Here is a 13,598-nt window from a genome sequence, read left to right as displayed (position 1 = left end):
CAAGAATATTAACCATAGAAAGTTTGAGGGTAACGGGCATGAGAAATTTTACGAGCGGAGTTCTAATCGGTCTAAGCATCATTGTGTCAGGCTGCGTCAGCAACACAGAAGCAAGCTTTGCGTCGCGAAACGCTGAGGTTGAACTTGATCTTCATTCACTCGTGCGCGGTCAGTCAAACGACTTGCTTTCCCTTACGCAGAACCTTGAAACTCGCGCTGCAAAACACTTCTCGGCCCCCAAAAAGCTGGCGAATGATCTTGAGAAAACCGTCATCCACATGGATCAGCTTCACTTGAACTTGCCGACATTGCTCGCGCACCAAGATGTAGAACTGGCCGAGCTACGCGCCTTGCTCGCTGAGGGCGCTATCGGTAAATCAACTTTGAAAGCACGCGCACAGGACATCAGAACTTATCGCAAGGCACTGATTACATCCCTTAGCGCAAGTGAATCGCGCGCGAACCTGACAAGCAACGCGCTTGCGGCGGCACATCAATCAGGACGAAGCGATCTATCCGGCCATGCTAACACGGCAAAAGCACTGTCGCGCGACGTCAAAGCCGCGCGCACAATGATTGAAATGCAACTTTAACGCGGGCTCCGCTTGGCCAGAATGCGCTGCAAAGTTCTGCGGTGCATATTCAAACGGCGTGCCGTCTCGCTCACATTGCGATCGCACAACTCATAAACGCGTTGAATATGCTCCCAACGCACACGATCCGCGCTCATTGGGTTTTCTGGTGGCGGTGGAAGCTCGTCATCAGCTGCCAAAAGCGCATTGGTGACATCCGTCGCATCAGCTGGCTTCGACAGGTAGTCAATTGCGCCGATTTTTACAGCAGCAACAGCTGTCGCAATCGCCCCATACCCCGTCAGAACGATAATTCGGCTCTCAGGGCGTTTTTCTCGAAGAACTTCAACAACATCCAAGCCATTCCCATCTTCAAGGCGCAGGTCAACAACTGCAAAAGCGGTTGGTCGCGCTGTAGCAATCGCTTTTCCAGCAGCGACGGATCCAGCGGTTTCAACTTCGAATCCGCGTTTTTCCATTGCCTTGGCCAAGCGACGCAGAAATGGCTCATCGTCATCGACAAGCAACAGGCTTTTGTCTTCACCAATTTCGCGTTGCGCTGTTGTATTCACGCGGGAACCTCCCAAAAGCTGCGGCGTTCCGTACAATCGCGCATCTTGCGGGAATGGTCAAACCATTGTGCGATTTAGTGACGCATCAACTGTTGTCGACGAAACACTGGATCGTTTCCGCCATCTGTTCAGCAGAAATCTCGCGCTTGAAAAACTCGACAAAGCCATGCTCTGGCAGCACCAGATAAGAAAAAGTAGAGTGATCGACCAAGTAATACTCATCGTCCGCAGGATGCGCTTTGTAATATGTGCGGTATGCTTGGCTCGCTGCTTTGACTTGCTCTGGCGATCCCGTCAAACCGATCATCCGCTCATGCAGATTGTCTGCGAACTCGCCCACAACCTGTGGCGTATCGCGTTGCGGATCAATCGAAATAAACACCGGCGTGATCTTCGTGCCGTTCTCTAGCAATAAATCCGTGGCTTCGGCGTTGCGCGAGGTGTCGAGCGGGCAAACATCCGGGCAAAAGGTGTACCCGAAATAGAGCAAGGAAGGCTCGGTGATAATGTCTTTATCGGTAACCTCTTTGCCCGTTTCATCTAGCAAAGTGAAAGGACCACCAATTTGCGCACTACCGCCCGCAACTTGCCCGATCCTGCACTGCGCAAACTGATCCGAGGAACCGCCGAACAATGTGAATACCCAAATTCCTACGAGCGCCAAAGCGACGACAAGTGCTGCGATGATTGCGTAAATACGGGCCATGGTTGTCTCCAGTTTGTCCCTCGGGCCATTGATCTATGACTCATGCAGCGACTATCATTTGAGATAGATGTTGCAAATGCACCAAAGCGTCACGCTTTCGTGTGAACCCATGGTGATCAGAATGATGCTCATAGATTCCCCTTCACTCTTTGGTGCACAACGTCACAACTGGGTCCGTTTGCGCACAATGGTTTTGCTCAGATGGGTTGCGATTGTCGGGCAAATTGCAGCGATCACTGTCGCGCAGCTCATGTACAATCTCCAGCTCGAAATCGGCCTATGCTATCTGGCAATCGGGCTTTCTATCACTGGCAACCTTATCGCGATATTCGTCTTCCCTGAAAACAAGCGCTTGTCAGAAAAAGAAAACCTAAAGATGGTTATCTTTGACCTTTTGCAATTGTCATTCTTGCTGTTTCTGACTGGCGGATTGCACAACCCCTTTGCGCTTTTGTTGCTTGGGCCGGTCACAGTATCCGCCGCTATTCTGTCGCTTCGATCATCGGTTGTGCTTGCTATTTTGGCGCTCATAATTGTGACAATCTTGGCGCAATATCACTATCCGCTTCGTACCGAGCAGGGCTTTATCCTGCGTGTTCCCAATGTCATCGTTTTTGGTAACTGGATCGCCTTTGTGATCGCGCTGCTCTTTCTCAGTGCCTATTCGTGGAAAACCACGAACGAAATGCACACAATGTCAGAAGCGCTCCAGGCAACCCATCTCGCACTTTCGCGCGAGCAGAAATTGACCGATATTGGTGGTGTCGTTGCCGCTGCTGCTCATGAGCTTGGCACGCCGCTTGCCACAATCAAGCTTGCGAGTGCCGAGTTGCTTGAGGAGCTATCAGATCGCCCCGAATTAGCTGAGGATGCGTCATTGATCCGCGAGCAGGCCGAGCGGTGCCGCGAAATTCTTCACTCCATGGGGCGCGCTGGAAAAGATGATCTTCACCTGAGAAAAGCGCCGTTGACGACTGTGCTGGAAGATGCCGCAGAACCGCATCGTGATCGGGGCAAACGCATAACATTTGAAGAAAGTGAAACGTCGTTTGATTTTGGCCCCCAACCCGAAATTTTACGCCAGCCAGAGATCATTCATGGCGTGCGAAACTTCATCCAGAACGCGGTCGACTTTGCCGAAGAAAATGTTTGGGTAGAAAGCGATTGGAACGACGAGTTTGTCACAGTTCGCATTATCGACGACGGCAACGGGTTTCCCGCCCACTTGATCGGGCGCATTGGCGATCCCGATTTGGGCAAACGCAAAACCGAAGCAGATCGCAATGCTCGCCCGGGATACGAAGGCATGGGACTTGGATTGTTCATTGCCAAAACGCTGCTAGAACGCTCTGGCGCAGAATTGAGTTTTGCGAATGGGTCCAAGAAGAACCGTAAGAAAGGCACGCGAAAAGGCGGTGCCATTGTCGAAATTTCTTGGCCACGCGAAGCCATTGATGCCGCCTATGCGGATATCGGACAGTTTGTGGGGCAAAATGTTCCCAATCCAGCCCACTAATTGCCGCCCTTAATCGTTCGTTAACTTTATTCGCCCTAGCATCAAGATCGTGTTCCGACGGGGTCTATTATGCTCTCAACTCTTACACTACTTGATTTAGGCATCATTGTGCTGGTCTCATTGGCAACGTTGGCTTTGCTCGCCCTTTGCTATGGCCTGCAATCCAAACCTATGCCGTCAACCGACTATTCAGCGGCCTTGGCGACTAGCAAAGCTCTGACTTTCGACTTCGATCTCAGTAACACTTTGGTTTGCACAAACGAAGCGGGTACTCAATTCCTCGAGGATCTTGAGTTGCTCTCGCCAGATTGGCCACAATTTCGCGCAGTTCTATCCAATCGGTTCTCTGATCTACCCGTCCACATTGCTGCTGTTAACCGACCTACCCTTGCTCACCACGCTTCAAAATCAATCGTTGACCCAATGGAATTAGAATTAGAGCGACATGAAAACGGGCTGACCATTTGTATCCGCAGTCAGAACCAGAATGCCGTCGCACATCAGGGCGATCTTCATGCGGCGCTGTCCAGCATGAACATCCTAGACTTGATCCTGTCCGCGAGCGAACACGCCCCGTTTCCAGTTTGGCAAACGCTTGGTGACGGCACCGTCGGCTGGTCCAATGCGCGATACAGAGCGCTAGATGAACTCATCGAGCCGAATGTTAGCGAGCCAGACAGGCCATTGTTCGATCTTCCAGCCCTTACAAACGAATCCACCAAACCTGTTCGTCTGTCATTAAAAGACGACGCGCATAACCGACTTTACTGGTTTGATGTGTCACGCCACCCCTTCAAGGATGGTTGCCTCAACTTTGCTATGGACATCCATGCCGTCGTTAACGCTGAATCTGCCCAGCGCAATTTCGTACAAACACTGACAAAAACCTTTGCGCATCTCGCGACAGGATTGGCTATTTTTGATCGCAATCGGCAATTGGTTTTGTTCAACCCTTCGCTAATTGATCTTACGGAAATGCGCCCGGAATTTCTGATCGCTCGGCCCAACCTGTTTTCGTTTTTCGATCAACTTCGCAACAACAACGTAATGCCCGAACCAAAAAGCTATGCAAATTGGCGCGAGCGTATCGCTGATGTTGTTACAGCCGCCAGCGATGATAATTTCAGCGAAACTTGGCACCTCCCAAACGGGCTGACTTACCGCGTAACAGGCAGGCCCCATCCGGATGGCGCAATCGCGTTTTTGTTCGAAGATATCAGCGCTGAAATCTCGCTGACACGGAGGTTTCGCGCCGAAGCGGAAGTCACGCGCTCGGCCCTTGATGCGTTGGAAGACGGGATCGCGATTTTCAATTCTGCGGGCTTTTTGCAGCAAAGCAACTGCGCGATGGAGCGGTTTTTAGAGCTGGGCGATGATCGTCAACTCGAGCAATTGACCGCACAAGATATTACGAGACTTTGGCAGGCCCGCTGCAAACCAAGCCCCGTTTGGGGAGAGATCCGCGACTTTGTTTCTGGCAACACAGAACGCGCAGCTTGGAGCGCAGAAATCCATCGCAAAGATGGGCAACGTTTCTATGTTAAGATTTCGCCACTGTCATCTGGCGCTACTCTGGTTACCTTGTCACTTGATGCAACAGCTCCTTTGCTTCTCAACAAAGAACCCTCCAAAAAGCGCGCATCTGAAACCGTCGCCGCCTAATCGCATTTCACGGTTTCCCCTGTTCGAAAGGTGCCGTAGCTTGGCGGCATGTCTCATTCTTGTTTTCCACGCTTACTGAACTCTCCTGACGAAACACTGGTTTTTGCCCAAACAATCGCAAAGACCCTTTGCGCGGGCGATACACTGCTTCTTCAGGGTGACATCGGCGGCGGGAAAAGTTTCTTCGCGCGCGCGCTCATTCAATCGCTACAGGATGTGCCAGAGGATGTCCCCTCTCCCACCTTCACGCTTGTTCAGACCTATGACACCCGCGCAGGCGAAATTTGGCATGCAGATTTGTACCGCCTCAGCGCGCCAAGTGAGGCCGATGAATTGGGACTAACCGAAGCTTTCGCCGCGGCGATCTGCCTGATCGAATGGCCCGATCGTCTTGGAGCATTGGCACCCGAAGGAGCGCAAACTTTGACGTTTGAAACCACTGAACTCGATGATCAAAGACGCGTATCCCTCAGTGGAGAAAAGGGCGAACTCCAAACTAGAATTCTAAAGGTTTTTGAATGACACAACGTGACGCATCGATAACGCAGTTTCTAACGGGAACGAATTGGGAAAATGCAAGCCGCGCACCTTTGGCGGGGGATGCATCTATGCGTAAATACCAGCGTCTTGGCGCAGGCGTGGATGGGCGCATAGCCGTTCTTATGGATGCGGACCCAGCGCTTGGAAATGATGTGCGCCCTTTCGTGCGCATTACGACTTATCTTCGGTCCCTCAATTTGAGCGCGCCAGAAGTCTATCTGCAAGACGACGCAAACGGGCTTCTTCTACTCGAAGACCTTGGCGACGCGCTTTATGCCCGTGTGCTCGAAAAAGACCCCGCGCAAGAAACTCTTCTTTATCAAGCCGCAACCGACGCCCTGTTCGAATTACACTGTGCGCCGCCGCCCACGCTTGATCACTACGACACTGCCTTGATGTGCGAAATGGCTGCATTGGCGTTTGATTGGTATCAGTTTGGTGCGCTTGACTCATGCGACGCCACGGCCAAAACCGCGTTTGAAACTGCGTTCTCGGCCTTGTTAGACACTCATGTTGGCGCTCCAAGCGTTCTCATTCAACGCGACTACCATGCGGAAAACTTGCTTTGGCTTCCCGACAGAGACGGCAATCGTCGGGTTGGTTTGCTCGATTATCAAGACGCGTTGCTAGGGCATCCCGCTTATGACCTCGTCTCGCTTTTGAAGGACGCCCGAAGGGATGTTTCTGGCGACATCGAAGAAGCGATGATCGCGCACTATGTCTCAATATCGCAGTCCAACGACACTGAATTTCGCAACGCATATCATGTGTTGGGCCTACAGCGAAACCTGCGTATCCTTGGTGTATTTGCACGACTTTCCATGCACTATGGAAAACCTTCGTATATTGGCCTTATTCCACGCGTTTGGAACCACATTCAGAGCGATTTAAAGCACCCCGTGAATGCACCTGTCGCCGAATTGCTATCTAATGAGTTACCGGTCCCCAGTGCTGAAATTTTACAAAGGTTGAAAGACAAATGCGCGACCAACCCGACGCTATAATGCTGTTCGCAGCTGGCTTTGGAACGCGCATGGGCGCGCTTACCAAAGATCGACCAAAGCCATTGGTGCCCGTAAACGGGCGCGCGTTGTTAGATCACGCATTGGACCTTACGGAAAATGTTCCGCTTTCCAGAAAAGTCGTGAACTGCCACTATTTTCCAGACCAGATCAAAGCGCATCTAGCTAATCGCAATGATACAACCATCGTTTTTGAGAAGGATGAAATCCTCGAAACGGGTGGAGGGTTAAAGAACGCGCTGCCACAGCTCGGTGAAGGCCCTGTTTTCACTTCAAACACAGATGCTGTTTGGCTCGGGCCTAACCCACTAAGCGCTCTTTTGAATGCGTGGGAGCCCGCCAAAATGGATGCGCTTTTGCTCTGTGTACCCAAGGCGAACGCTATCGGGCACAAGGGAAACGGTGATTTCGTACTCGATACAGATCATCGCATAACCTACGGGCCTGGTGACATTTACACAGGCATTCAAATTATCCGAACAGAACGGCTTTGCGAGATTGAAGAAAGCTCCTTTTCCTTGAAAGTTCTTTGGGAAAAGCTGCTTTTCTCTAACCGCATGTTTGGTCTGAAATACACTGGGAAATGGTGCGACGTTGGAACACCGGAAGGGGTCACTTTGGCCGAAGACATGCTGAATGGAAACAATGTTTGATCCTCAAAGTAGGCCGCGCGTCTATGCGCTTGGGCTTGGTGTAGATTTTCCCAAAGCTCTTGTTTCGGGTCTGAGAGAGCGCATGAAAGAAACGCCGCCTGAAGACATGGCGCGCGTTCAGTTGATCGTAAACACCGCGCGCATGCGGCGACGTGTGTCGTCGTTGTTTCTGGATGGCACATCCCAACTTCTCCCCAAAATTACACTGCTCGGAGATCTGGGAAAAGATCCCAAGTTTCACCAAATTCCACAGCCAGTTCCGCCGTTGTCACGTCGCATCGAGCTTATCTCGCTGGTTGACGCATTATTGCGGCGCAATCCGGCGCTTGCATCGCGCAGCTCGCTCTTTGATCTCGCAGATTCGCTTGCGAACTTGATGGATGAGATGCAAGGCGAAGGCGTATCGCTAGAAGATATTGCCGATCTCGAAGTCAGCGACATTTCGGGACACTGGGGTCGCGCGCAGGAATTTATTGGCATTGTCGGAACGTTTCTGGATCAATCGCAAGACAATCCAGACTCCGAAGCCCGTGCGCGCGCCGTTGTTCTGGCGCAGATCAAAGATTGGCAAGAGAACCCACCGACACATCCTGTCATTCTCGCAGGGTCTACGGGTTCGCGCGGAACAACAGCGCTTCTTATGGAGGCTGTTGCAAAGCTTCCGTTTGGAGCCGTTATCTTGCCCGGCTTTGATACCGATATGCCAGAGCATGTGTGGGAAGGATTGATTGAAGAACATCCATCGCGCATGCCGCCAGAAGATCATCCGCAGTATCGTTTCGCCAAGCTACTGTCAGCACTTGGCACGCATCCTTCAAAGATCAAGCTTTGGACAAATGATGCCCCCGCAGATAGCGCTCGCAACAAGGTGGTTTCACTCGCATTACGCCCTGTGCCTGTGACAGACGGCTGGTTGCGTGATGGTCCTGATTTGGGCGATTTATCCGAAGCGATGCAGGGCGTTACGCTACTCGAACCCCAAACGACGCGCGAAGAGGCATTGGCAATTGCGATGCGCCTGCGCTTGGCTGCGGAACAGGGCAAAACCGCTGCGCTTATTACGCCAGATCGTATGCTTACACGGCAGGTCACCGCCGCGTTGGACCGTTGGGATTTAAAGCCAGATGACAGTGCAGGAATGCCCTTGCAGCTCTCACCACCCGGGCGATTCTTGCGCCATGTTTTGGAACTTTTCACACGCCCGCTAGATGCGGAAGCGTTGCTTACCTTGCTCAAGCATCCGCTTACGCATTCCGGCGAAGGGCGCGGCAATCACTTGCTGTTGACGCGTGAATTGGAACTATCGCTCCGAAAGGACGGACCAGCATTTCCTAGCCCTGAGAGCTTGGCCAAATGGGCCGATAAGAACAAGCTTGAAGGCGCCGCTGACTGGGCGACCTGGATTGGTGAAACCTTTTGTGGTCGTCTCAGCGAGGGCGCGCAAAATGCTCTCGAACTAGCCGAGCGACACATTGAGCTGTCGGAGCAAATTTCGCGGGGGCCCAACGGCGTTGGTACTGGTGAGTTGTGGAACGAGGCGGCTGGCCGCGCTGCTCTCAAGCAATGGGAAGAGCTACAAGCCGCACTAAGCGCACTACCTGACCTAAATGCACATGATTATGCTGATTTGTTCGGCGGAGTTCTCTCTCGCGGCGAGGTGCGCGATCCGGATACAGGTCATCCAAACGTGTTGATCTGGGGTACGCTAGAAGCAAGGGTTCAGGGCGCTGATTTGCTGATTTTAGCAGGTCTCAACGAAGGAAGCTGGCCAGAAGCACCTAGCCCCGATCCCTGGCTCAACCGACGTATGCGCGCGAATTCTGGTTTACTGTTGCCAGAACGTCGGATCGGTCTGTCAGCGCATGATTTTCAGCAAGCCATTGCCGCGCCAGAGGTCTGGCTGACACGCGCGCAGCGCTCAGATGATGCGCAAACAGTACCGTCCCGTTGGCTCAATAGGTTAACCAATCTTATGGGAGGATTGCCCAACCAAAACGGTCCAGACGCGATCAAGGCTATGCAAGCGCGTGGGCAGGCTTGGCTAGATCGTGCGCACCAATTGGAACGCCCAATTGATGCGCCGCCAGCAATTCGCCCGTCGCCAAGCCCCGCACCTGAAGTGAGACCGAACAGGCTCTCTGTTACCGAGATAAAGACGCTAGTTCGTGATCCTTATGCGATTTATGCCAAGCATGTGCTTCAACTGAATCCGCTCGACAGCCTCGTGAAGACCGCAGACGCGCGGCTTCGTGGCATCGCGGTGCACCAAGTTTTCGAGGATTTCGTCAAAAGCTGGGACACGGGGCAAAGCGCGAGCGATCTTATGGCGCACGCTCATCGCATCTTTGCGAGCGATGTCGATTGGCCATCCGCGCGCATCATGTGGGCCGCTCGCATAGCGCGATTGGCTGAAGAATTCGTCGCGCAAGAAGCCGACAGACAAAGCAATGCAGTCTCCACGCATCTAGAGGTCAAAGGCAAAAGCACGATCCCCAGTCTCAACTTTACGCTAACTGTAAAGGCAGATCGCATAGATCTGGATGCAAGAAGCGGCGCGCATTTGTTTGATTACAAAACAGGCGCAATCCCATCCAAATCCCAACAAATCGCCTTTGACATGCAGCTTCTGCTAGAAGCCGCGATGGCCGAACGTGGCGATTTCGATGGGTTGCAACCGCGTCACGTAGAAAGCGCGACCTACCTTGGAGTTGGCGCTGGATTAAAGGCAGTGCCTGCACCCTTGGATGAAAAACCGACAAAACAGGTCTGGATGGAATTAATCAAGCTCATCTCGGATTATCAAGACTCTAATAAGGGCTTTACGTCTCGTAGAGCGATGGAAAAATCCAAAAGCTTTGGGCGATATGATCAGCTTTCGCGCTTTGGCGAGTGGGATGAAACGAGCCCACCCGATAAAGGAGGGGTGACCTCATGATTGAGCGAAACGATGCAACCCAAGCACAGGTCGATGCTGCTCGTCCGCACATGTCCACATGGCTATCCGCCAACGCAGGATCAGGCAAAACGCGAGTTTTGACCGATCGCGTAGCGCGCTTGCTTTTGGCGCAAGTGCCGCCCGAACGTATTCTTTGTTTGACTTATACCAAAGCCGCCGCCGCGGAGATGCAAAACCGGTTGTTCAAACGGTTAGGCGAATGGGCAATGCTGGAAGGCGACGCTTTACGCGCTGAGCTGCGCGACCTTGGTGAAGAGGGTGAAATCGACAATGAAGCGTTGCGCTCGGCGCGCACCTTGTTCGCGGGCGCGATAGAAGCACCGGGCGGGCTGAAAATTCAGACCATCCACTCCTTTTGTTCCACGGTTTTGCGCCGCTTCCCTTTAGAGGCAAACGTCAGCCCTCAGTTTGCAGAAATGGAAGAGCGCGCGGCGGATCTGTTACGCGAAGAAATTATCGAAGACATGGCTGAGGGCAGCGATGCCAGCACGATAATGGAGCTTGCGACAGTTACGGGCGCGTACGATCTAACCAGCTTGAGCCGTGAAATCGTTTCTCACCGCTCTGCCTTGAGAACGCCGCCCACCGATGACGCGGTTTTTGAAGCCTTTGATCTTGATCCGCAGGTCGATGAAAGCACGATCGCCTCTTCTATCTTTCTTGGAGGTGAAGCAGAGGTTCTTTCTGCCCTCATTCCAGTCCTAAACCGCTCTGGCGTTAACGATGTTAAACTCGCAGCCAAACTAGCTTTGATCGGTGAGCTTAACGCCAAATCCCTACCCGCTCTGGAAAGCGCGTTTTTGACCAATGATGGCCGCTCCAAAGTAGGCAAGATACCCGCCAAGAAAGCCCAGCAAGAGTTTACCGAACACCAAGCGCAACTTGATGCTTGGATTGAGCGCGTAGAAAACGCGCGTATGACGCGACTAAAACTGGCAGCAGTTCAAAAAACCCTGCATCTAAATCGCTTCGCCGCGTCTTTCCTCAAGCACTACGAAGCCCGCAAGCAAGCGCGAGGGTGGCTCGACTTTGACGATTTGATCCTGAAAACACGTGACCTTCTCGCCAGTTCTGACATGGCGCAATGGGTGTTGTATAAACTCGACGGCGGCATTGATCATATCCTCGTCGATGAAGCCCAAGACACCAGCCCAGCGCAATGGGACGTGATCGAACGCCTCACATCGGAAATCACCGCGGGAGAAGGCGCGCGCGGGGACGTTCCGCGCACGATCTTTGTGGTTGGAGACAAAAAGCAGTCGATTTATTCCTTCCAAGGAGCTGATCCGCGCGAGTTTGACCGCATGCGCAGTGAATTTGACCTGCGTTTGCAACCAACCAACTACCCGCTTGAGAACGCGGAACTGCATTATTCCTTTCGCTCTGCTCAATGTATTCTGGAACTTGTTGATCGTACTTTTGAAGGACATGGCCAAGCAGGGTTTGAAGGCACCAGTCACCTTGCATTTGATGGCGGTCCTCCGGGCCGCGTGGACATCTGGCCTGCCATCCCCAAACCAGAAAAACCCGATGACACTGGCGATTGGTCCGATACCGTTGATAAGCTTGGTGAAAACGACGAAGTCGTTCTGATGGCGCGCCGCATCGCCGATGAAATTGCGCGAATGACGGGTGCAAATGGCGGTGCGCCAGAAGCTATCTTTGACAATGATGTGGGCGGGTTTCGTGCAGTGCGCGCTGGTGATGTGTTAATCCTTGTCCAACGCCGCTCTGATTTGTTCGAAGAAATAATTCGCGCCTGCAAAGCCGCGGATCTACCTATCGCAGGCGCTGACCGCCTCAAGGTGGGCGCGGAAATGGCCGTGCGCGATCTACAGGCCTTGCTAAGTTTTCTTGCTACGCCAGAGGATGACTATGCATTGGCCGTTGTTCTAAAATCTCCACTGGTCGGATGGAGCGAAAAGCAGTTGTTCGATCTGGCTCATGATCGTGGGACACGCTTTCTTTGGCAGGCTTTGCGCGAGCAAAAGGCTCAATTCCCGAACGTTCTTTCCATCTTGGAAGACCTGCGCAAACAGGCCGACTTTTTGCGGCCCTACGATCTGATTGAAAGGGTTCTTACCCGACATGAGGGACGAAAACGATTTATTGGCCGCCTTGGGCGCGAAGCAGAGGACGGAATTGACGCTTTGCTCGCTCAAGCTCTTTCGTTTGAACGTTCTCGCATCCCTTCTCTGACTGGCTTTCTGACTTGGATGGAAAGCGATGATCTCACGATCAAACGACAGCTCAGTCAGGATCGCGACGAAATTCGCGTTATGACAGTGCATGGCGCAAAAGGTTTGGAAGCCCCGATTGTCATCATGCCCGAAACACAAAAGCGCAAGAGCCCCGCAGGCGGCTCAATAATTGAAACTGATGATCTGGCTGTTTGGAGTGTGCGCAACGAAGATGCGCCCGACCTCGTTCGATTGGCGAAAGCGCAACGCGAGGAAAAGCAAAGCGAAGAACGAATGCGCCTGCTGTATGTCGCTATGACACGCGCTGAAAAGTGGCTCATCTTGGGTGCCGCTGGCGACCTCGGCAAAGCTGACAACGACAGTTGGTATGGCACCGTAAGCGCCGCTGTTCGCGCGGGTCGGCATGTAGAACATGACTTTGGTTTTGGGAAAGGCCTGCGGATCGAACCAATGCCGTGGGGTGACATCAGCGCACCACCGAAAATCGCGGAGACGCAAGAAATTCCCGAATTAGAGCCGCCATTTGACTCGGTTGCGAGTAAACCTTTGCAAACCGAAACGTCGCTTAGTCCGTCCGATCTAGGGGGTGCAAAAGCACTACCAAGCGAGTTGGCTTTAGACGAAGACGCTGCCAAGCTTCGAGGCACGCGCGTTCATTTGCTGTTGGAACACTTTGCCGAAATACCATCTGATCGCTGGGAAGAGATCGCAAAAACGCTGCTACCCGAAGTCACCGACATTGACGAATTGGTAAACGAAGCCAGCAAGGTGATGAAAGATGAAAATCTTTCCTTCCTGTTCACCAAAGGCACGATTTCCGAGGTTCCAATTACTGCGCAACTGAACGTTTTAGGGGACAAGCCCATCAATGGAATTGTTGATCGCCTAATCGTGAACGAAAAAGAAATCTGGGTTGTCGATTTCAAAACCAACGTCGCTGTGCCAACAACTGCCGAGACTTGCCCCGAAGGTGTCCTGCGCCAAATGGGGGCCTATCATGCGGCGTTGCAACAGATTTATCCCAATCATGCCATTCGCCCAGCCATTGTTTGGACCAGAGACGCCACTTTGATGGAGCTTCCCACAACATTAGTCGAGGATGCTTTGAGTAGAGCGGGTGCATCTATGCATCTTGACGTCGCCACCCCCAATACCTAGGTTCGCACAGCAAGATTTTCTGCGATATTCCCTAGGAGAC

Annotated in this window: 10 protein-coding genes; 8 read left to right on the top strand and 2 right to left on the bottom strand. The window is 52.6% G+C overall.

Annotated features, from left to right (window positions below; translation table 11 throughout):
- Positions 1-38 precede the first annotated feature (38 nt).
- Entirely contained in the window at positions 39-593 is a 555-nt protein-coding gene (locus tag ACRBCU_RS02780; protein ID WP_431363839.1) for a hypothetical protein, read from the top strand.
- Here the strand turns inward: ACRBCU_RS02780 and ACRBCU_RS02775 are convergent.
- Together ACRBCU_RS02775 and ACRBCU_RS02770 are read right to left on the bottom strand one after the other, a co-directional pair.
- Positions 590-1,144 (bottom strand): ActR/PrrA/RegA family redox response regulator transcription factor, encoded by a 555-nt coding sequence (locus ACRBCU_RS02775; protein ID WP_431363838.1) that lies wholly within the window; start codon positions 1,142-1,144, stop codon positions 590-592. The genes ACRBCU_RS02780 and ACRBCU_RS02775 overlap by 4 nt on opposite strands.
- Before the next feature lie 85 nt (positions 1,145-1,229).
- A complete protein-coding gene (locus tag ACRBCU_RS02770) occupies positions 1,230-1,850 on the bottom strand; it encodes an SCO family protein (RefSeq protein WP_431363837.1) in 621 nt (206 codons plus the stop codon).
- A 121-nt stretch (positions 1,851-1,971) separates the two neighbouring features.
- Here ACRBCU_RS02770 and regB point away from each other — a divergent pair, with 121 nt between their 5' ends.
- From regB to addA, 7 genes are all read left to right on the top strand, one after another.
- Positions 1,972-3,366, top strand: a complete 1,395-nt coding sequence (gene regB / locus ACRBCU_RS02765; RefSeq protein WP_431363836.1) for a sensor histidine kinase RegB — start codon at positions 1,972-1,974, stop codon at positions 3,364-3,366.
- Positions 3,367-3,435: 69 nt separating this feature from the next.
- Positions 3,436-5,028 (top strand): PAS-domain containing protein, encoded by a 1,593-nt coding sequence (locus ACRBCU_RS02760; RefSeq protein ID WP_431363835.1) that lies wholly within the window; start codon positions 3,436-3,438, stop codon positions 5,026-5,028.
- A 48-nt stretch (positions 5,029-5,076) separates the two neighbouring features.
- Complete coding sequence (gene tsaE, locus ACRBCU_RS02755; protein ID WP_431363834.1) at positions 5,077-5,550, top strand: tRNA (adenosine(37)-N6)-threonylcarbamoyltransferase complex ATPase subunit type 1 TsaE; 474 nt, start codon at positions 5,077-5,079, stop codon at positions 5,548-5,550.
- The gene (locus ACRBCU_RS02750) at positions 5,547-6,572 is read left to right on the top strand and encodes an aminoglycoside phosphotransferase family protein (RefSeq protein ID WP_431363833.1); all 1,026 of its coding nucleotides are present in this window, start codon (positions 5,547-5,549) and stop codon (positions 6,570-6,572) included. The genes tsaE and ACRBCU_RS02750 overlap by 4 nt, the downstream gene beginning before the upstream one ends.
- Complete coding sequence (locus tag ACRBCU_RS02745; RefSeq protein WP_431363832.1) at positions 6,548-7,243, top strand: nucleotidyltransferase family protein; 696 nt, start codon at positions 6,548-6,550, stop codon at positions 7,241-7,243. The genes ACRBCU_RS02750 and ACRBCU_RS02745 overlap by 25 nt, the downstream gene beginning before the upstream one ends.
- Entirely contained in the window at positions 7,236-10,178 is a 2,943-nt protein-coding gene (gene addB, locus ACRBCU_RS02740; protein WP_431364000.1) for a double-strand break repair protein AddB, read from the top strand. The genes ACRBCU_RS02745 and addB overlap by 8 nt, the downstream gene beginning before the upstream one ends.
- Positions 10,175-13,558 (top strand): double-strand break repair helicase AddA, encoded by a 3,384-nt coding sequence (addA, locus tag ACRBCU_RS02735; protein WP_431363831.1) that lies wholly within the window; start codon positions 10,175-10,177, stop codon positions 13,556-13,558. The genes addB and addA overlap by 4 nt, the downstream gene beginning before the upstream one ends.
- Positions 13,559-13,598: the final 40 nt, after the last annotated feature.

This window comes from Planktotalea sp. (assembly GCF_050633725.1).
Taxonomy (GTDB): Bacteria; Pseudomonadota; Alphaproteobacteria; order Rhodobacterales; family Rhodobacteraceae; genus Planktotalea.
Note: the sequence above shows the minus strand (reverse complement) of the source record. Positions and strands in the feature narration are given on the sequence as shown.

What these genes read in the sequence shown, in the direction of transcription:
- tsaE (WP_431363834.1), top strand. Translation starts at nt 5,077, where the DNA reads ATGTCTCATTCTTGTTTTCCACGCTTACTGAACTCTCCTGACGAAACA.
- addB (WP_431364000.1), top strand. Translation starts at nt 7,236, where the DNA reads ATGTTTGATCCTCAAAGTAGGCCGCGCGTCTATGCGCTTGGGCTTGGT.
- ACRBCU_RS02750 (WP_431363833.1), top strand. Translation starts at nt 5,547, where the DNA reads ATGACACAACGTGACGCATCGATAACGCAGTTTCTAACGGGAACGAAT.
- ACRBCU_RS02745 (WP_431363832.1), top strand. Translation starts at nt 6,548, where the DNA reads ATGCGCGACCAACCCGACGCTATAATGCTGTTCGCAGCTGGCTTTGGA.
- ACRBCU_RS02760 (WP_431363835.1), top strand. Translation starts at nt 3,436, where the DNA reads ATGCTCTCAACTCTTACACTACTTGATTTAGGCATCATTGTGCTGGTC.
- ACRBCU_RS02780 (WP_431363839.1), top strand. Translation starts at nt 39, where the DNA reads ATGAGAAATTTTACGAGCGGAGTTCTAATCGGTCTAAGCATCATTGTG.
- addA (WP_431363831.1), top strand. Translation starts at nt 10,175, where the DNA reads ATGATTGAGCGAAACGATGCAACCCAAGCACAGGTCGATGCTGCTCGT.
- regB (WP_431363836.1), top strand. Translation starts at nt 1,972, where the DNA reads ATGATGCTCATAGATTCCCCTTCACTCTTTGGTGCACAACGTCACAAC.
- ACRBCU_RS02770 (WP_431363837.1), bottom strand. Translation starts at nt 1,850, where the DNA reads ATGGCCCGTATTTACGCAATCATCGCAGCACTTGTCGTCGCTTTGGCG.